Source organism: Psychromicrobium xiongbiense, assembly GCF_030271165.1.
GTDB lineage: Bacteria > Actinomycetota > Actinomycetes > Actinomycetales > Micrococcaceae > Renibacterium > Renibacterium xiongbiense.
The window spans coordinates 1-19,433 of sequence record NZ_JASSZH010000004.1 but is presented as its reverse complement, the minus strand read 5'-3'; the positions used below and the strand labels follow the sequence as shown (position 1 = coordinate 19,433).

Genomic DNA, 19,433 nt, shown 5'->3' with positions numbered 1-19,433 from the left:
ACTGCCCGGACGCCTGGCCCGGGATTTTGCCGGACTGCTGCCCTTCGAAGGCCCCAAATCCCCGGAAATAGCACCCCCACCACCTAGAATCGCTGAAGGAAGCCATCCTGTGGAGCTTCCGGCACGCCGCGGTGTGCCTCCAGTTTTCCCGTTCGAAGGAACACCTCACAGTATGGCCAGGCGCACGCCACCCCAGTCCTCCGCCGCAGACCGCCCCCGGGGCGGAAAAACCGGGGACTTCACGGAAAATATCGTGGACATCGACGTCTCCCAGGAGATGGAGGGCTCCTTCCTGGAATATGCCTACTCGGTGATTTACTCCCGGGCTCTGCCCGATGCCCGCGACGGGCTCAAACCGGTGCAGCGCCGCATCCTCTACATGATGAGCGAGATGGGCCTGCGTCCGGACAAGGGGCACGTCAAGAGTGCCCGCGTGGTGGGCGAAGTGATGGGCAAACTACACCCACACGGCGACACTGCCATCTATGACGCCATGGTGCGCATGGCCCAGGACTTTTCGCTGCGCCTGCCGCTGATCGACGGGCACGGAAACTTCGGATCGCTCGATGCCGGTCCGGCGGCACCGCGCTACACCGAGGCCAGGCTGGCCCCGGCGGCCCTGTCGATGACCGACCATCTGGATGAGGACGTCGTCGACTTCGTCCCGAACTATGACAACCAACTCACCCAGCCCGACGTGCTTCCCGCGGCCTTCCCGAATCTGCTGGTCAACGGCGCCTCCGGCATTGCCGTGGGGATGGCCACCAATATGGCCCCGCACAATCTCGGTGAGGTCATTGCTGCCGCCCAACACCTGATCGCTCACCCCGAGGCGACTCTCGATGATGTGATGCGCTTCGTGCCGGGACCAGATCTGCCCACGGGTGGGCGAATCGTCGGTCTGGACGGTATCCGCGACGCCTACGAGAGCGGCCGCGGCTCGTTCAAGACCCGGGCCAAAATCGACGTCGAGCAGCTTAGCGCCCGGCGGACCGGGCTGGTGGTCACCGAGCTGCCCTATATGGTCAGCCCGGAAAAGGTGATCGAAAAGATCAAGGATGCGGTCAACGCGAAGCGGCTCCAGGGGATCGCTGATATTGCGGATCTGACCGACCGCAATCACGGCCTGCGCCTGGTGATCGAACTCAAAAACGGCTTCAACCCACAGGCGATCATTGCCCAGCTGTACAAACTCACCCCGATGGAAGACTCCTTCGGGATCAACAACGTTTCCCTGGTGGACGGTCAGCCACAGACCCTGGGTCTGCTGGCGCTGCTCCGGGTCTACGTACAGCACCGGATTGAGGTGGTCCGGCGCCGCACCGTCTTCCGTCTGGGCAAGAAACAGGACCGGCTGCATCTGGTCGAGGGCCTGCTGATCGCCATTCTGGACATCGATGAGGTCATCCAGATCATCCGCAGTTCGGACGAAGTTGCCGTCGCCAGAGAGCGGCTCGTCGTGATCTACGATCTGAGCGAGGTCCAGGCCAATTACATCCTGGAGGTGCGCCTGCGCCAGCTCACCCGCTTCTCCCGGATCGAGCTGGAGAAGGAGCAGGAGCAACTCAGACAAGAGATTGCAGAACTTCAGCGAATCCTTGGATCGGAAGAGGTCCTGCGAGCCCTGGTCTCCGATGAACTCGGTGAGGTGGCGGCCAAGTACGGCACCCCCCGCCGGACGATCCTGCTCGAATCTGAAGCGATCACACCCAGTGTGGCCAAGGCCATCGCCGCCGCCGAGACCGGGCGGAAAGCTGTTCCGCTGGCGCTCGAAATTGCCGACGATCCCTGCTGGGTCCTGATGAGCAGTTCCGGTCAGCTGGCCCGCACCACCGGCAGAGAGGCACTCACCGACGGCGGTTCCCGGGTCAGACACGATGTTTTCACGTCCGTCGTGGCGGCCACCGCCCGGGGTGAAGTCGCCGCGCTGACCTCACTGGGACGCATGATGCGTCTCCAGGTGATGGATCTGCCCGCGCTACCACCCAGCACCGGCCTGCCCAATCTTGCCGGCGGTGTGCCGGCCAAGGAATTCCTCACCCTGGGCAAAGGTGAGGCACTGATCGGGCTGCTGCCGCTGGACGCCGTGATCGCCCTGGGCACCGCACAGGGCGTGGTGAAGCGGGTGACCCCCGAGTATCCGCTCAATCGTGAGGACTGGGAGGTGATCAGCCTCAAGGACAAGGACCGGGTGGTCGGCGCGGGAGTGGCCACCGACGCCGATGAGCTGGTCTTCATCACTGCTGGCGCCCAGCTGCTGCGTTTTGCCGCCGATTCAGTGCGTCCTCAGGGACGGACAGCTGGTGGGATGGCCGGCATCAAACTGGCAGCAGGCGACACGGTGCTCAGCTTCACCGTCGTGGCGGCCGGGGACCCAAGCGCCGTCGTGGTCACCATTGCCAGCTCCACCGGGTCCTTGCTGGGTACCGCCGCGGGCAGCGCCAAAGTTACTGATTTCGCTGAGTTCCCGGCCAAAGGACGGGCAACCGGTGGTGTGCGGGCGCACCGATTCCTCAAGGGGGAAGATCTCCTGCTGCTGGCCTGGGCCGGGCATGGGCCCGCCAAGGCGGCCTCAGCAGCCGGGGTGGCCCGTGCGCTGCCGGCGGAACATGGCCGACGCGATGGCTCCGGAGTTCCGCTCAGCCAGTCGATCGATGCCCTGGGGCCGAGTGTTTTCAGTCCCGGCGTTCTGAGCGCTGAGGCCGCCCGGGCTTCTGCACCGGAACCGGAGCTTGAACTCCCGGCGCATGGGCAGGATGGTCTGACCCTTCCTGCGCCCAGGAAAGGACCGTTGACGGCGGTCGCCTCGGGAAGCAGACGCTCACGTCCCTTCGAGAACGGCCCGCTGGTGACGGACGACCCGGATGACGGTCAGGACCAGCTGCCTCTGCTGTAGGCGACCCTTCTGCCGGTGACCGCTGGCAGGTGACGGATCGTTCTTTGTGCTGGCCGTAGAATCGCGATATGGCGATTATCCCCGAGACAAAAGACTGGACCTGGGTCCTGGAGCGGCCCTGCCCCGAGTGCGGCTTCGAGGCCGGCCTGCAAACCCCAACCTCCACAGCGGCGACCTTGCCGGGCGTCATCGAGCGCTGGGAGGCGGTTTTGCGGCGAGCGGATCTGACGGTGCGTCCCGACGACGCCACCTGGTCACCCCTGGAATACGCCTGCCATGTGCGTGACGTGTTCAGCGTGATGGATACCCGCCTGCACACCATGCTCACACGGGACGAACCCACCTTTGCCAATTGGGATCAGGACGCCACGGCGGTTGACTACGACTACGCCCATCAGGTGCCCCAGCAGGTCAGCGATCAACTGACCATCGCCGGAGGGCGAATCGGCGAACGATTCGGTGCCGTTCCGCCCGAGGACTGGGAGCGCTTCGGGCACCGCAGCGATGGAGCCACCTTCACGGTGCGGAGCCTCTCCGGCTATTTTCTCCACGATGTGGTTCACCATCTGCACGATGTGCAGGGCTGAAGGTCAGTCCGCGACGAAGATTTCAGGTTACTTCAGGTTAACAGCGTGAGGGCCCAGCTTTTCGGTGGGCCCTCACGCTGTTCTGAGCAGTGTTGGATCAGTCGCGGGTGAGTTTGCGGTAGGTGACACGATGCGGTCGGGCCGCGTCGGCGCCCAGACGCTCGATCTTGTTCTCCTCATAGGCTTCGAAGTTCCCCTCGAACCAGTACCAGCTGGCCGGGTTCTCCTCGGTGCCTTCGTAGGCAAGGATATGAGTGGCCACCCGGTCCAGGAACCACCGGTCGTGCGAGACGACGACGGCGCAGCCGGGGAACTCCAACAGGGCGTTCTCCAGGCTGGACAACGTCTCAACGTCCAGGTCGTTGGTGGGCTCATCGAGCAACAGAAGGTTTCCACCCTGCTTGAGTGTCAGCGCCAGGTTAAGCCGGTTACGCTCACCACCGGAGAGCACCCCCGCTTTCTTCTGCTGGTCCGGTCCCTTGAACCCGAAGGCGGAGACGTACGCACGCGAGGGCATCTCCACATTGCCGACCTTAATGAAGTCCAGCCCGTCAGAGACCACCTCCCAGAGGTTCTTCTCCGGATCGATCCCGCCACGGCTCTGGTCCACATAGGAGACCCGGACTGAGTCGCCGATTTTCAGGTCGCCGCCATCGAGTGGTTCAATCCCCACGATGGTCTTGAAGAGCGTGGACTTGCCCACACCGTTCGGGCCGATCACGCCGACGATGCCGTTGCGAGGCAGCGAAAAGCTCAGGCCGTCGATCAGGATGCGATCCCCGAAGCCCTTCTGGAGATTCGTCGCCTCCAGGACCAGCGAGCCCAGACGCGGTCCCGGCGGGATCTGGATCTCCTCGAAATCAAGCTTCCGGGTCCGGTCCGCCTCGGCTGCCATTTCCTCATAGCGAGCCAGACGGGCCTTGGATTTGGTCTGACGACCCTTGGCATTGGAGCGCACCCACTCCAGCTCTTCGCTGAGGCGTTTAGCCTGCTTGGCATCCTTCTTGCCCTGGATCTCGAGCCGTGCCCGCTTCTTTTCGAGGTAGGTTGAGTAGTTGCCTTCATAGGGGTAGAGGTGACCGCGGTCGACCTCGGCGATCCACTCTGCGACGTGATCCAGGAAGTAACGATCGTGGGTGACGGCCAGCACGGCACCGTGATAGTTGGAAAGATGCTGTTCCAGCCACAGCACGCTCTCCGCATCCAGATGGTTGGTCGGTTCGTCGAGCAGCAGCAGATCCGGCTTCTGCAACAACAGCTTGCAGAGGGCGACCCGGCGCCGCTCACCACCGGAGAGCACCTTCACATCGGCATCGCCTGGCGGGCAGCGAAGGGCATCCATGGCCTGTTCCAGCTGGGAATCGAGGTCCCAGGCATCGGCAGCATCGATCGCCTCCTGAAGCTTGCCCATCTCCTCCAGCAGCGAGTCGAAGTCGGCATCCGGGTTCGCCATTTCTTCAGAGATCTGGTTGAACCGTTGAATCTTGCCGTAAATCTCGCCGACGCCCTCCTGGACGTTGCCCAGAACGGTTTTATCCTCGTTCAGCGGTGGCTCCTGAAGCAGGATCCCGACCGAGTACCCTGGGCTGAGCCGGGCCTCACCGTTGGACGGGGTGTCCAGGCCCGCCATGATCTTCAGGATCGTGGACTTGCCAGCCCCGTTCGGACCCACGACGCCAATCTTGGCACCGGGGAAGAAGGACATGCTGACATCGTCGAGAATGACCTTATCGCCCACTGCTTTGCGGGCCTTGGTCATGGTGTAAATAAATTCCGCCATACCTCAAGGCTAGCCGGTCCGCAGGAGCCCCTGTGACCGTTGCCCGGCCACGGACGCACCCGCAACGCAAATGCCGCCGCCAAAGGTCAGCGCTGATCGCCCACGAAACAATGCCCGGTGGAAAGAACAGGCAGGATGACGGTGCTCACCGCGCCCGCGCGAACCTCCCCCACCACACAGGACGCCTCCAGCTTGACCGCGCCCTGCACGGCGTCGGCATCCAGCCCGGTGGGCGTCTTGGAGAGTGACACCTCCACATCGGCAGGATTCGCCGCCAGCGCAGCGAGCGCCGCGCGAATGTCCTCCCGGCTGGGTTTGGCAGACTTCGCTGCGACGTCACTGAGCGCCGCTTTGACTTTGACCTCCAGGGCCTGAGCCGGGGTGGGTTGAGTGGGCGTCGGAGAAGCGACTGCTGCAGTTGATGCCGGTACGGTGCTGGACGCAACAGTGCTCGAAGCAGATCCCTGGCTGCTGTTGCTGGCCGCACCGTTACCGGGGGTACAGGCAGCAAGCGCCACGATGAGCACTGCGGTGCTGGCTGCTGCCAGCGATGAGCGAAGGGACACCCTCGATCTGCGGGTGAAAGCCGGTGCCTGTGATGCAGCGGCGAAACGGGAATGCTTCACCGCTTCATTGTGCCACTTCACAGTGGAGCGCACCGGCTTCCGCCCTGAGGTCCCGGGACAGCTTGAGACGCTGGGCAGCCTGAGGTCCCTGGACAGGGAGCACGCACGGCTCCCTCACGCAAGGAACACCCTCAGAATGGCGGCTCCGAGTCGGTCCCACCGAATCCACCCGCTGAAACACCGACCAGCATCGACTCCTGACCGGGATTTTCTTCCCGCTCCGGTGCCGGTGAATCGGATTCCTGATCCGGTCCCCGATCCTCTGGCCCACCCTCCGTGGGATCTGCGCCCGCCTCGGCCTCCGACGGTTCCGCCATCGGCTGATGGGCAGGCCCCTGCACCGCTCGCCGGAAGTTCGCGGTGCCCCAGCCCAGGTCGTGGCCTACGGCATCGGCCTCAATCTCCGGAGCAATACCGCGCCGGCCGTCGTCGTTGACCCATTGGCGGAGGCGAAGTTTCCCCTGTACGATCACTCGCTCGCCCTTGCTGATGCTGGCAGAGGCGTTCTGGGCCAGCGCTCGGAACATCGAGACGGAATACCAGTTGGTCGCCGCATCCACCCATTCATTGCGTTCCCGGTCGAATCGGCGTTCCGTTGATCCCAGTCTGAAATTCGCCACTGGGAACCCTGACTTGGTCACGGTCATCTTCACCTCGCTGGCAACAAAACCGCGAATCGTCAGTACGTCCGTCATCATCCTCACCTTGCTTTCCTTGACCCTCTCACGGAGGGGTTGGCAGCAAGTCTTCGTCAGACGGAAGAACCTCACCACCACGACTGCTGCCGTTGTGGGGAAATGAGCCGAAGTCCTGGCCTGTGCAGGAGAACTCAGTGTTGCACCGGGGAAGAACCCTAGTCCGTGCTGCGCACCGACTCCCGGCTGACCGGTCCAGGCTGGGCATCGGGCTGGACCGCAGCCGGCCGCCCCACCTTGACAGCAGCGAAACACAAAGCCGTCACCACGCCGATCAGCACGACGCTGGCGGGCAGGTACATGGACTGACCCATAGCGGAGGCAAAGGGCCCGTGCAGGAACTCCGGCAGAGGCCCCTTGGCGGAAGCACTCACTCCCGGCGGGAGTGCCGGAAAATTGGCGCTGATCCGGGACTCCATCAAAGCGGCGATGGCGGCCGAGCCCAGCACCGCGCCGATCTGGCGCGTGGTGTTGTACACCCCTGAGCCAGCGCCAGCCAGTGCCGGGGCGAGGTTACGGGTGGCCGTCATCGACACGGGGGCCCAGATCCCTGCACTCGCCAGGCCGATCATCGCAATCGGAAGTTCCAGCTGCCACACCGGCACGTCAGGACTGAGAATGGAGCCCAACCAGAACAATGCCGTTGCCATGATCGCGAATCCCGCCACCGCAAAGAACCTTGGATCGAAGCGGCCCAGAAGCTTGCCGATGAGCGGGGCGAGAGCGCCGCTGATGACGGCCATCGGAACCAGCAGCAGCGCCGACTCCGTGGGGCTGAACTGACGGACGTTCTGCGCGTACAGCATCAACGGCAGAGCCATGGCTGTGACTGTGAACCCCATGGCAGAGATCGCCAGATTGGCCAGGGAGAAATTGCGGTCGGCAAAGAGCGTGAGCGGCAGCAGAGGCTCGGTGCGATTGAACCGCTGCCACAGCACGAAGGCTGCCATGAACACCAGCCCGGCAATGATGAGGCCCCAGACCGAGATCGGCCCGGCGATGGTGCCCCAGTGGTAGGTCTCCCCCTCCTGGATGCCGAACACGAGGCAGAACATGCCGATGCCGCTCAGTGCGACACCCAGCCAGTCGAAACGATGCGACTGGGTCGGCAACATCGGGACCAGGCGCCAGGCGAGGATGAAGGCCACGATTCCCACGGGGACGTTGACGTAGAAGATCCACTGCCATCCGGCGGCGTCGACCAGCACTCCGCCGAGAATCGGGCCGACCAGGGTGGCGACTCCGGCCACCGATCCCCAGACGCCCATCGCCGCCCCGCGCCGTTCCGGCGGGAACACTCGGGTGATGACCGACATCGTCTGCGGGGTCATCAGCGCTGCTCCGAGGCCCTGCACCACACGTGCCAGAATCAGCATTTCGATGCTGCCGGACAGTCCACACCAGGCTGAGGCAGCCGTGAAGACCACCAACCCCGCCAGATACAGGTTTTTGGGTCCAAAACGATCGCCGAGCCGTCCGGTGATCAGCAGCGGTACGGCGTAGGCCAGAAGATAGGCGCTGGTGACCCAGACCGCCTGATTGATGTCCACCACGTGATCCGCCGTGGAGAGGCCTTGCATGATGGAAGGCATGGCGACCGAGACGATGGTCGAATCCACCAGGATCATAAAAAAGCCGATGACGAGTGACCAGAGTGCCGGCCAGGCGCGCTCATGTTGATTCATGGGGTGTCCTTGAAAAGATTCAGTGAAAATTCGTGGGGTGGTCGGCCTGGTGCACCGACGGTGATGAATCAGTCGGTGCTGACTCAGAGGATGGTACTGATTCAGGAAGGCACTGATGGATGCCCCAGACCATTCGTCCGGCACGGAGTTCGTCGATCAATGTAGAGGTCCAGACGTGCTCGGCGTGCCAGAGCGCCAGGCTGTACTCCACGTGCAGTAGAAACTGGCGGGTGGCATCAGGAATTCCCTCGCGCAGCCTCCTGAACTCGTCCAACTGCTCACGGAGGGCCTGCTGGCGGGCTTCCAGCAGGCCGATCACCTCATCCAGCGGCAGATTGTGCGCCTCCGCGATCCCCCGCCGAAAAGCCGGGTAGTCGTTGGTCACAGTGGAGAGCAGGCTGCGCAAATGCGCCTCGTGCGCGGCCACACCGTCCGGGAGCATCGAATAGACGGTGCGCTCCGGCCGGTTACCTTCGCGCCCGGTCCCCTGAGCGACGATCAGCCCCTGTGATTCCAGGCGCGCCACGGCGTGATACACGGAGGCCGGACGAATTTTGACCAGGAAATCTTCCCTGCGCTCCGCCATGAGCTGCAACATTTCGTAGGGGTGCATAGGGCGTTCGGCCAGTAGACCTAGCACCGTGGCACCCAGAGGCGTAATCGAGGTATCCACCCGGCCCCCTCCCGATCGATTATTCCATCCGAAATATACCAGATCGATCAGACATCGTCCCCATCATCAGAAGCTGGTCCCCCGGGGCCACCTCTTCTGCCCGATGCGTGACCAGGAGCACCGCACGGTCTGCCAGCGCCCGGCGAAGATCCGCCATCAGCGATCGCGCCCCGGGCAGGTCAAGATGCGCAGTCGGCTCATCCAGAAGAATCAGCGGAGCCGGTGTGAGCAGCGCCCTCGCCACCGAAAGCCGCTGCCGTTGCCCGGCCGAAAGGTGCGATCCCTCTGCACCAACCCTGAAATCCAGACCGCCAGGCAGGTCCTCGCACCACTGACCGAGGCCAACGGCTGCCAGCACCTGAAGGAGCTCAGATTCCATCGGAGCTTCCCCCCGGGACCGGGCGATCGCCAGATTGCCCCGTAAGGTGGAGTCGAAGAGGTGCGCTTCCTGAGGACACCAGGCGATCCTCGTGGCAGTGGCGAGTGTGCCGGACAGCGGGGGCGTGAAGCCCTGAATGGTGGCCAGAAGGGTCGATTTGCCGGAACCACTCGGCCCCATGACGGTAAGCCATTCGCCGCGACTCAGACTCAGCTCAAGGCCCTCAGCCACCTGGACCCGTCTGCCATCGGCGGCTCTCCAGCCCACCGCCAGATCCCGGGCCTGAAGAGCGTGGCCTGGCTCCGGCGGGAGCGGAGCTGCGAGGGGCCTGGTCTGTAGGGATCCAGCCAGTCGCGCAGCCAACCGGCGCAACAACCGCGCCTGGGGTGCCGCAGCAACCACCGAGGCAAAGGCATCCACCAGCCCCAGATTCAGCAGCACAACAGCCGTCAGGACCGGAAGACTGGTACCTCCGGCCCCCACCTGCGGGGCCGCCAGCAGCAGCGTCCCGATGGCGCCGCCACTTGCGCAGAGCACCAGAAGCCCCTGGGCCAGCCCCTCCGCCCAGGAAGCCCGTTGCGCAGCCCGCGTACTCTGACGATCCTGAGCGGCCAGCCTGCTGAGTAGTCGCGGAGCCAACTGGTTGATACGCAGGCCTGCACCGGCGTCCAGCACGGCGGAAAGGCGTTCCACCAGAAGGCGGCGGCTCTGATGCTCCTGCCACCGTGCTCGACGATCCGTCCACAGTGCGACGGCCGGACACAGGACCACTACTGCGAACACCACCCCGAGCTGCCACCAGAAAGTGGCGGGCATCAGCAGCCCGCCAGCAACCAGGACCGCGGCACCGCCGAGGACTGCAGTGGCAAGCTGAGGCAGCACTCGGGGCACGGTGTCGCGGAGTGAGTCGACATCAGCCACGAGCGTCCCCAGCACCCCCTCACCGCGCCGCCATTCGCGCCGGGCGGGCAGTGTGCTGCTCAACGAAACCCAGAGGCGCTCTCTGAGCCTGGCAGCTGCGGAAAAGACGCTCGCATGGGTCAGCAAGCGCTCCACATAGCGCGAGACCGCTCGCACCAGGCCAAAGAACCGGACCCCGACCATGGCCGTCAGCAGGTACAGAATGGGCGGTCGCTCAGCGGCCCTGACAATCAGCCACCCGGATAGTGCAGCCAGCGCCAGGGCGGCCAGCACCGTCACTACGGCCAACACCATTGAGCCAATAAAAGCCGCACGCCAGGGCTGCAGGAGGCCCAGCCACTCGCGTAGCGACGACCTGGACGACGACGGCCTGGCGGGATCCCGTAGCGTGTCATTGTTGTTGCTGGTCGGGGCTGAGCTCACTGGTACCGCATCGAGAACCGGCAGCACGCCGGCAGCCAGTCCTGTATCGACAGCCATGCCCTCGACGTCGACCTCCTCCCAGGAGGCGTTACCGGTACGCAGCGGCAAGGCGAGGTGTCGGTCGGCGAGCGCCAGCACCTTCGGGTCATGGCTGACCAGCACGATGGCGGCACCCTCCTTCTTCAGCGCGACGAGGCGCCTTGCGATGAATTCGGCGGTCTGCGCGTCGACGTGGGCCGTCGGCTCATCGGCGACCACCAGCGTGGCCCCCTGACAGACGCGCGCCAGCACCTGGGCCAGACCCAGTCTGCGGCGCTGCCCCGGGCTGAGGCTCACGGGATGCTGAGCCAGCCGATCGCCCAGCCCCACCTCAGCGGCCAGAGTCGCGGGCTGCCAGCGATCGACGTTTCCGGCCAGCCCCGGTCCAGCGAGCCAGAGCCTCAGCTCAGCCTCCACACTTACCTCGGTGGTCCGCGGCTCAGCGGGGAGCCACGCCACCGAGGCCAGCGCCGCACCGCGCATCGTGCCGCTGGCCTGGGCCAGCCCGGGGCCGTTCTGACCAACCAGTGCCGCCAGAACCGTGGACTTACCCGAGCCGCTGGGGCCAGAGATGGCCAGGACCTCGCCCGGTTCGCAGTCCAGGGAGATTCCTTCCACCGCCGGAAGGGTGCGGCCCGGGTAGCAGACTGTCAGGTCCCGAATCCGGATCCCTCGGACGACGTCCCGGGCGGCGGCGCTCCTGCGATTCGACTCAGCGGTACCGTGGTCATCCGCCAGCGGGGCACGTGCTGGTTCGTCCAGAACTGCCCGGACCCGGCGCAGAGCCTCGCGCCCGTCATCGCTGGCGTGGAAGGCGGTCCCGACCTCACGCAGTGGGATGTAGCAGTCGGCCGCCAGGATCAGGACGACCAGGCCTGTGCCGAGATCCAGACTGCCGCCCACCAACCGGACACCGATAGTGACCGCCACAATGGCGACCGAGAGGGTGGCGATGAGCTCCAGGGCCATCGCCGAGAGGAAGGCCACGCGAAGGGTCCTCAGGGTCCGGTCCTGGAAGCGGCGATCCAGCTCGCGCAGCGCTGCTCCCTGTTCTGCGGCCCGGCCCAGCCCGATCAACACCGGAAGACCACGCGCCATTTCCACCAGGTGGTGGCTGATGGCCAGTAGTGCGGCGGTGGATTCGGCCACCTTGTCCCTGGTGGTCTGGCCGATCAGCACCATGAACAGCGGAATCAGCCCAACGGTCAGCACGATCACCAGAGCACTCACCCAGTCGGCCAGGAGAATCCTGGCCCCGATGATTACCGGCACGGTGGCGGCGGAGACGAGTGCGGGAAGGTACTGAGTGTAGAAGCCGTCCAGGGCATCCAGTCCGCGAGTGGCCAGGACGGGGGCATCCTGGGGGGCATGCCCCCGGTCCACCCAGTGGGCCACGAGCTCTCCGCGTAGCGCCTCCTTGCTGCCCAGAGCCGTCCGTCGTGAACAGATATGAACCGCCCAGACAGAGCCGCTGCGCAGCAGTGCACCGCAGCCCGCCAGCAGCACAGCGATGCGCAGCTCCGTGGCACCGGCTTCCGCGGAGTGCCCACTCAGGGCGACCAGCCCACGTGCCAGTCCCTCAGCCAGCAGCACCATGGACAGTGCTTTGATGACGCAGAGCACCCCCAGCAGATACAGTCCGCCCCGGGCAGCCTGTGGCACCTGCGGCCCAGCAGGCCGTCCGGTGCGGAGAACTCCGCTCATACCGGGATGCTGGCCAGGCTGATCCGCTTGCGGAACACCCAGTAGGTCCATCCCTGATAGGCCAACACCAGCGGAATCCCGAAGGCGGCCACGACCGACATCAGTCCCAGCGTGTAGGGCGAGGAGGAGGCGTTGGTGACCGTCAGATCGAAGGCGGAGTCGAGAGTCGAAGGAAGCACCACCGGGAAACAGGCGCCAAACAGCGAGCCGATGGCAGCCACCAGGTAGCTGCCCAACCCCAGGAATGCCCATCCCTCACGATTTCCCCGGGCAGCCAGCCACACACCGCACAGGGCCAGGGCCGCCACGACAAAGCTCAGCCAGCTGAGCCAGCTGCCGCTGCGAATCTGGACCAGCAGCACCCAGGCGAGCAACGGCAGGCCGGCTGGAATCACCCAGCGGACCACCAGTGCCCGCGCCCGGTGTCGCACTTCCCCGGTGCTCTTGAGCGTCACGAAGGCACAGGCATGGATCAGCGCGAAGGAGACCACGGCCACCCCGCCAAGCATTGCTGGCCAGCTGAACCAGGCGAAGGCGCCACCGACCCGGTCACCGTGGCCGTTGACCGGCAGGCCTGTGGTGGTGGTACCGAGGACGACCCCGATGCCGAAGCTCGCCACAAAAGAGCCGATGGCGATCGCCAGGTCGGCCACCGCACGCCACCGTGGCTGGTCTACTTTTCCGCGGTATTCGAAGGCAACAGCACGGAAGATCAGTCCGAGCAGCACGATAAAGAACGGCAGGTACAGCGATGACAGCAAGGATCCGTACCAGAGCGGGAAGGCGGCGAAGGTGGCGCCGATGGCAGTGATCAACCACACTTCGTTGCCGTCCCAGACCGGGCCAATGGTGTTCAGGAGCAGGCGACGCTCCCGGTTGCCGCGGGCGAAGGTCGTCATCAACATCCCCACACCGAGGTCGAATCCCTCCAGGAAGAGGTATCCCACCCAGAGGACGGCGATCAGTACAAACCAGAGAATCGGGAGGAAATCCATCGTCATCAGTCCTTAGGTGTACGTGAGTTCTGCGGTTCTACGGTGAAGGAGAGCCCGGTGTCAGTAGGCGAAGGCCAGAACATCTTCTGCTTCATCTGGCGCTCCCTCAGGGTGCCCTGTCGGCGCGTCACCGGGCGGAGGGGGCGCCCCCAGTTCCGGCATGGCGGAGGGGACCCCACCTCGGACGTAGCGGAACAACAGGAAGACCTCCACCACCAGCAGCGCCGCGTACACAGCAGCGAAGCCGACGAGCGAGAAAATCAGCTCCCCCGCGCTCACCCCGGGTGACACCGCAGCTGCGGTGAACATGAAGACCTGATCCACACCGCTCAGTTGTGGGTTGGGCGCCACCACAAAGGGTTGTCTGCCCATCTCGGTGAAGATCCAACCCGCAGAGTTTGCTCCGAAGGGTGCAAGAATGCCGAACAGCGCCAGGCGGGTCAGCCACTTCGAGGACGGAACAGTGCCGCGCCGGGTGATGATGAGCGCAACAAAGGCGGCGAAAGCGGCGAGGATGCCGAGCCCGATCATGATCCGGAAACCCCAGTAGGTCACCGGCATCACCGGGACATACTGGATCGACTGCCCCGCCCGATCGCCATAGGCCGGGTTATTGGGCACGGTGCTGCCGTATTTCGCCTGATATTCGGGCAACAGCGAGTTGACTCCCTTGACGTCGGTGGTGAAGTCACCGTGGGCCAGGAAGGACAATAGCCCTGGCACCTCGATCACTGCGGCCACATCGTTGCAGTTCCGGGACCCGACGTCGCCGATCGAGAGAATCGAGAAGCTGGTGCCGTTCTGACAGGCTGCCTCTGCAGCCGCCATTTTCATGGGTTGCTGCTGAAACATCAGCTTGCCCTGCATGTCGCCACTGAGCGCGGTTCCGGCGAAGGCGATCATGGCTACCACAGCGCCGATCCGCAGCGACCGGATCCAGACGGAGTAATCGGCCTTGTCCCGCCCGGGGTGCTGCCTAACGCCATCGACCATGACGCTCTCCCCGACGACCACGCGCTTTTTCGCATCCACCGTGTCGATGCCCAGGCTGCGACGCTTCCACAGGTGGTACCAGGAGATGCCGAGCAGGAATCCACCGGCCACCGCCAGCGCGCCGAAGATGGTGTGCGGGAAGGCCACCAGTGCGGTGTTGTTGGTGAAAACCGCCCAGGCGTCGACCATCCGTGGCCGCCCATTGACCATTTCGACCCCCACCGGATGCTGCATCCAGGAGTTGGCCACCAGAATGAAGTAGGCACTCACCACAGAGCCCAGTACGGCCGCCCAGAGCGTTGCGCAGTGAAGGGCAGGTTTGAGCTTCTTCCAGCCAAAGATCCACAGGCCCAGGAAGGTGGATTCCACGAAGAAGGCCAGCAGGGCTTCCATGGCCAGCGGGGCACCGAAGACGTCACCGACAAAACGGCTGTACTCACTCCAGGCCAGACCGAACTGGAACTCCTGAACCAGACCGGTGGCCACACCGAGCACAAAGTTGATCAGAAACAACTTGCCCCAGAATTTGGTCATCCGGAGGTATTCCGGCTTCCTGGTCACCACCCATCGGGTGTTCAGATAGGCCACGAGCAGACCGAGCCCGATCGTGAGTGGAACCATCAGGAAGTGGTACACCGTGGTGATACCGAACTGCCATCGGGCGATGTCCAGAGCTTCCATCCCAACCTCTTCTACACGTCGTAGAAATATTCTTCTACACAGTGTAGAACAAGTTCTACTGTGCGTAGAAATCCGGAGCCAAACACGCTATTCTGGAGAATCCAGCAACAAGCACTGTATTAAGGATAGCTATGGCGACATTGGGCGAACTGGAGCGGTCCGTGATGGACCTGCTGTGGCGTCAACCCGAGCCCCGCACCGCCAATGAGCTGCGGGACATGCTCTCGCACGCCTCATCCGATCCGGGAAAAGAACTCGCCGTCACCACTGTTCTGACCGTGCTCTCCCGCCTGGAGAAGAAGGGTCTGGTGGAGCGCGAACGCGATGTGCGCCCACACCGTTACCAGGCCATCACCACACGCGAAGACCACACCGCAGAATTAATGCATGAGGTACTTGGCTCCGCACCGGATCGCGAAGCCGTTCTGGCTCGATTCATCGGGACGGTCTCCGCTGATGAGGCCGCCACCTTGCGCAAGCTCCTGGGGCTGGGCGGAGTCTAGGGCCTCCGGACTCCTCCAGCGACGAAAGTCTGCGTCGTGAGCATCGATGCCCTGTCCCTCACCGCCTGGATTCTGGCCGCCATCGCTCTCGCTCTGGCGTGGCCGGTTCCGGTTCTGCTCTCGCGGGCGCGGTGGCCCAGCCGTTCACCAGCTATCGCAATGATTCTCTGGCAGGCTGTAGGCCTGGCAGGCGGGCTCTCCATGATCGGTGCCATGCTGACCTGGGGTTTGTCCCCCCTGGGCAGCACGCTGCTGGAAGCTGCCCGGGGACTGGTCGGCATCGTCGTGAACAACGCCCCAATGGGGGGCTTGCACTTCTGGCACCTTTTCGCCCTCTCTGCCGCAACCTTGCTGGGTGCCCATCTGGTGTTCACCCTGCTGTTGACCTACCTGCGCATCGTCCGCCAGCGCCGTCGTCATCGTGATCTGCTGACCCTGCTGTCCTCGCCGTCTGCCGAGCAGCCGGGCACCGTGCTGATCAGTCACGCGGCTCCGGTGGCATACTGCCTGCCCGGCGGTGCCCGCTCGGTCACCGTACTTTCCGAGGGCCTTGTCCAGTTGCTTTCCCCCGAGGAGTTGCGTGGCGTGCTGACCCACGAGGGAACTCATCTGGCGCAACGGCATCACCTGCTGCTCTGGGTTTTTGCCGCCTGGAAATCGGCGTTGCCCTGGCTGCCGACCTCTAAACTGGCCCAGCAGTCGGTCAATGAATTGATTGAAATGCTGGCCGATGACGCCGCGCTCAGGGTCGTCGACGAGGCTACCCTGGTGCGCTCCATCGCCCTGGTGTCCAGTGGCACAGCGTTCGATGCCGCTGAGCGCCCCACCGAACCTGAGTCTCCTGCCTGGGAGGATGCTGCGGCTCCTGTCACCGAGTCCAGCCAGACGACCGCTGCGCGGATTCTGCGGCTGTTGCATCCACAACCGCCGCTACCCCTGGCTCAGCAGATGCTGATTCTGCTGGCCGCAGGGCTGCTCCTGCTGGTGCCGACGGCTTTTCTGGTGCTACCGTCTCTGCTGGCCTGAGCTGCACCCGCCGCGAGGTGTGGCTGAAATGAGCAGGCTCAGGCGTCGATCCGTTCGCGATCCAGCGATGCAGAACCGGCAATGATGAATTCCTTACGAGGGGCCACCTCCGAACCCATCAGCAGCTCGAAGGTCAGTTCCGCCGCCTCGGCGTGGGCAGCCGTGACCCGACGCAGCATCCTGAAGCGGGGGTCCATCGTGGTTTCCGCAAGCTGGTCGGCATCCATCTCGCCGAGTCCCTTGTATCGCTGGATCGGTTCCTTATACCGGCGCCCCTCCTTCTTGAGCCGGGCCAGCAGAGTGGCCAGCTGCTGCTCCGAATAGGTGTAGATCAGCTCATTGGCTTTCTGCCCCGCATGGACCACCTCCACTCGGTGCAACGGCGGCACCGCGGCAAAAACCCGCCCGGCATCGATCATCGGCCGCATGTACCGGAAGAACAGGGTCAGCAGCAGGGTGCGGATGTGCGCACCGTCGACATCGGCATCGGTCATCAGGATGATCTTGCCGTACCTCGCTGCTGAGAGGTCGAAGGAGCGCCCGGATCCGGCCCCGACGACCTGAATCAAGGCAGCACACTCCGCATTGGAGAGCATGTCCCCCACGGATGCTTTCTGAACATTGAGGATCTTGCCGCGAATCGGCAGCAGTGCCTGAAAATCTGAGGAGCGGGCCAGGCGCGCCGTTCCCAGGGCGCTGTCGCCCTCGACGATGAACAACTCCGTGCGCTCGGTGTCCTCGGAGCGGCAATCAGCCAGCTTTGCGGGCAGCGAGGAGGTTTCCAGCGCGTTTTTACGCCGTTGGGTCTCCTTGTGCACGCGCGCTGAAATGCGGGACTTCATCTCGGAGACGATCTTCTCCAACAGCAGTGCCGTCTGCGCCTTGTCATTGCGGTTGGTGGAGTTCAGCTTCGCGCCGATCTCCTGTTCCACCACTTTGGCCACGATGGCGCGCACCGCGGGGGTGCCCAGAATCTCCTTGGTCTGTCCTTCAAACTGGGGCTCGGCCAGGCGCACCGTCAGCACCGCCGTCAGCCCTGCGAAGACATCGTCTTTTTCGATCTTGTCGTTGCCCGCCTTGAGCTTACGGGCGTTGGTCTCCACGGCCTTCCGGAAGGTCTTCAGCAGCGCCTGCTCAAAGCCCTCCTGATGCCGGCCGCCCTTGGGCGTAGCGATGATGTTGACGAAGCTACGAATCGTGGTGTCGTAGCCGATACCCCAGCGCAGGGCAATGTCCACTTCGCAGTCCCGCTCCACTTCGGCGGGCGTCATATGCCCGTTCTCGTCCAGCATGGGCACGGTTTCCTTGAAAGTGGATGTGCCGTGCAGGCGCCAGACATCGGTGACCGGCGGATCGCTGGCCAGGAACTCGACATACTCGGAAAGACCGCCGTCATAGTGGAAGACGTCCTCGTGGGTGCCGAATTCCCCCGGGGTGCCGGGAAGTCTTCGTTCGTCGCGAATCGTGATTTTCAGGCCCGGCACCAGGAAGGCCGTCTGCCGGGCCCGGGTAATCAGCTCCTCCGAGGAAAACACCGCATCCGTGGTGAAGATCTGCCGATCAGCCCAGTACCTGGTCCGGGTACCGGTCACGCCTCGTTTGGTGCTGCCGATAACGGTCAGCACCGAGTTCTCCACAAAAGGCTCGAACGCTGCAGCGGGGCTCAGCGTGCGTCCGGCGTCCTTGAAGATCCCCGGCTCCCCGCGCCGGAACGACATCTGATAAGTCTTGCCTCCGCGATCCACCTGAACGTCGAGCCGGGACGAGAGCGCATTGACTACCGAGGCACCGACGCCGTGCAGGCCACCGGAGGCAGCATAGGAGGAGCCACCGAATTTTCCTCCGGCGTGGAGCTTGGTGTGGACTACCTCAACGCCGCTGAGGCCCGTCTTCGGCTCGATGTCCACCGGGATGCCGCGGCCGTCATCATGGACTTCCACGGAGTTGTCCTTATGCAGGATCACCGTGATGCTCTGCCCGAACCCCGCCAACGCCTCATCCACCGAGTTATCGATGATTTCCCACAGACAATGCATGAGCCCGCGGGAGTCTGTCGAGCCGATGTACATGCCGGGACGCTTCCGGACGGCGTCCAGCCCTTCCAGAACCGACAGGTGCCTGGCGTTGTACTCGGATTTCGTGGGGACCACGTGACTTACTCCTTGTTTCTTTGCTGACGCTGCCCCAGCCGCCAGAGGGACTCAGCCACCACATGATGCCGCCGGAGATGCTGATTCAGCCTATCTCCCCAGCCGATGCCCGACCGGAAGCCATGCCGCGCGATGCCGCCCACTCCCTGCTACGCGGTCAGCGAAAGGAGGTTCAGCCTGGGATAGTTTTCTGCTCCGGGATGGTTGGATAGTGCATAGAGCACCACAGGACGGCGTTTTCGGAGGCCGGATCGGGGTGCTCTGGATGAATCAATCCCCTTGGGGACGTAGAGGAGGACCGATGACAACCGCAACCACGAGTCGTGAACTCAATGCCCTTGATCGTTGCGATCGGTGTGGGGCACAGGCATACGTTCGAGCTGTTTTGGGTTCTTCCGGTGGGGAGCTCCTTTTCTGCGCACACCACGCCCGCGCCGTTGAGGCTCAGCTAAGGCCGATGACGTCGCAGTGGCAGGACGAGAGCGAACGGCTCTACGACAAAGACCCAGTTCTGGTGAATGACTGACCTCAGTCGTCACGGAGACAAGGAAGGCGCCGCATCACCCAAGTGATGCGGCGCCTTCTCGTTACGTGGTTACGTGATCAGTCCAGGTAGTCCCGGAGCACCTGCGACCGCGAGGGGTGGCGCAGCTTGGACATCGTCTTCGATTCGATCT

At 64.0% G+C, this 19,433-nt stretch carries 13 protein-coding genes and 3 pseudogenes; 5 read left to right on the top strand and 11 right to left on the bottom strand.

Annotated elements, in window-relative coordinates; genetic code table 11:
• Nucleotides 1–172 precede the first annotated feature (172 nt).
• Both QQM37_RS01035 and QQM37_RS01030 read left to right on the top strand, forming a co-directional pair.
• The gene (locus QQM37_RS01035) at nucleotides 173–2,896 is read left to right on the top strand and encodes a DNA gyrase/topoisomerase IV subunit A (RefSeq protein WP_285724162.1); all 2,724 of its coding nucleotides are present in this window, start codon (nucleotides 173–175) and stop codon (nucleotides 2,894–2,896) included.
• A 68-nt stretch (nucleotides 2,897–2,964) separates the two neighbouring features.
• Nucleotides 2,965–3,483 (top strand): DinB family protein, encoded by a 519-nt coding sequence (locus QQM37_RS01030; RefSeq protein WP_285724160.1) that lies wholly within the window; start codon nucleotides 2,965–2,967, stop codon nucleotides 3,481–3,483.
• Between the two features lie 97 nt (nucleotides 3,484–3,580).
• Here QQM37_RS01030 and ettA read toward each other — a convergent pair whose 3' ends face one another.
• From ettA to QQM37_RS00990, 9 genes and pseudogenes are all read right to left on the bottom strand, one after another.
• Complete coding sequence (ettA, locus tag QQM37_RS01025; RefSeq protein ID WP_285724158.1) at nucleotides 3,581–5,263, bottom strand: energy-dependent translational throttle protein EttA; 1,683 nt, start codon at nucleotides 5,261–5,263, stop codon at nucleotides 3,581–3,583.
• Nucleotides 5,264–5,349: 86 nt separating this feature from the next.
• Nucleotides 5,350–5,889, bottom strand: a complete 540-nt coding sequence (locus QQM37_RS01020; protein ID WP_285724156.1) for a DUF6993 domain-containing protein — start codon at nucleotides 5,887–5,889, stop codon at nucleotides 5,350–5,352.
• A 131-nt stretch (nucleotides 5,890–6,020) separates the two neighbouring features.
• Nucleotides 6,021–6,584 carry a single-stranded DNA-binding protein gene (locus QQM37_RS01015; protein ID WP_285724154.1) on the bottom strand — a complete coding sequence of 188 codons (564 nt, stop codon included), beginning with the start codon at nucleotides 6,582–6,584 and terminating at the stop codon, nucleotides 6,021–6,023.
• Between the two features lie 158 nt (nucleotides 6,585–6,742).
• The gene (locus QQM37_RS01010) at nucleotides 6,743–8,269 is read right to left on the bottom strand and encodes a DHA2 family efflux MFS transporter permease subunit (RefSeq protein WP_285724152.1); all 1,527 of its coding nucleotides are present in this window, start codon (nucleotides 8,267–8,269) and stop codon (nucleotides 6,743–6,745) included.
• A gap of 19 nt (nucleotides 8,270–8,288) precedes the next feature.
• Entirely contained in the window at nucleotides 8,289–8,942 is a 654-nt protein-coding gene (locus QQM37_RS01005) for a PadR family transcriptional regulator (protein WP_285724150.1), read from the bottom strand.
• A gap of 19 nt (nucleotides 8,943–8,961) precedes the next feature.
• A pseudogene (gene cydC / locus QQM37_RS14465) lies at nucleotides 8,962–10,572 on the bottom strand (thiol reductant ABC exporter subunit CydC); the annotation flags it as partial.
• 339 nt (nucleotides 10,573–10,911) lie between these two features.
• A pseudogene (locus QQM37_RS14460) lies at nucleotides 10,912–12,300 on the bottom strand (ATP-binding cassette domain-containing protein); the annotation flags it as partial.
• A gap of 104 nt (nucleotides 12,301–12,404) precedes the next feature.
• On the bottom strand, nucleotides 12,405–13,403 hold the full coding sequence (gene cydB, locus QQM37_RS00995; protein WP_285724192.1) for a cytochrome d ubiquinol oxidase subunit II: 999 nt from the start codon (nucleotides 13,401–13,403) through the stop codon (nucleotides 12,405–12,407).
• 60 nt (nucleotides 13,404–13,463) lie between these two features.
• The gene (locus QQM37_RS00990) at nucleotides 13,464–15,077 is read right to left on the bottom strand and encodes a cytochrome ubiquinol oxidase subunit I (RefSeq protein WP_285724145.1); all 1,614 of its coding nucleotides are present in this window, start codon (nucleotides 15,075–15,077) and stop codon (nucleotides 13,464–13,466) included.
• 131 nt (nucleotides 15,078–15,208) lie between these two features.
• On the opposite strand from QQM37_RS00990, the gene QQM37_RS00985 reads away from it, so the two are divergent.
• Entirely contained in the window at nucleotides 15,209–15,580 is a 372-nt protein-coding gene (locus QQM37_RS00985; RefSeq protein ID WP_285724143.1) for a BlaI/MecI/CopY family transcriptional regulator, read from the top strand.
• A 51-nt stretch (nucleotides 15,581–15,631) separates the two neighbouring features.
• Nucleotides 15,632–16,606, top strand: coding sequence for a M56 family metallopeptidase (locus QQM37_RS00980; RefSeq protein WP_285724190.1), 975 nt, complete (start codon nucleotides 15,632–15,634; stop codon nucleotides 16,604–16,606).
• 38 nt (nucleotides 16,607–16,644) lie between these two features.
• Here the strand turns inward: QQM37_RS00980 and QQM37_RS00975 are convergent, their stop codons facing one another.
• The gene (locus tag QQM37_RS00975; RefSeq protein ID WP_285724141.1) at nucleotides 16,645–18,756 is read right to left on the bottom strand and encodes a DNA gyrase/topoisomerase IV subunit B; all 2,112 of its coding nucleotides are present in this window, start codon (nucleotides 18,754–18,756) and stop codon (nucleotides 16,645–16,647) included.
• A 301-nt stretch (nucleotides 18,757–19,057) separates the two neighbouring features.
• On the opposite strand from QQM37_RS00975, the gene QQM37_RS00970 reads away from it, so the two are divergent.
• On the top strand, nucleotides 19,058–19,282 hold the full coding sequence (locus QQM37_RS00970) for a DUF7455 domain-containing protein (RefSeq protein ID WP_285724139.1): 225 nt from the start codon (nucleotides 19,058–19,060) through the stop codon (nucleotides 19,280–19,282).
• Between the two features lie 77 nt (nucleotides 19,283–19,359).
• On the opposite strand, the pseudogene QQM37_RS00965 reads toward QQM37_RS00970, so the two are convergent.
• A pseudogene (locus QQM37_RS00965) lies at nucleotides 19,360–19,433 on the bottom strand (RNA polymerase sigma factor); the annotation flags it as partial.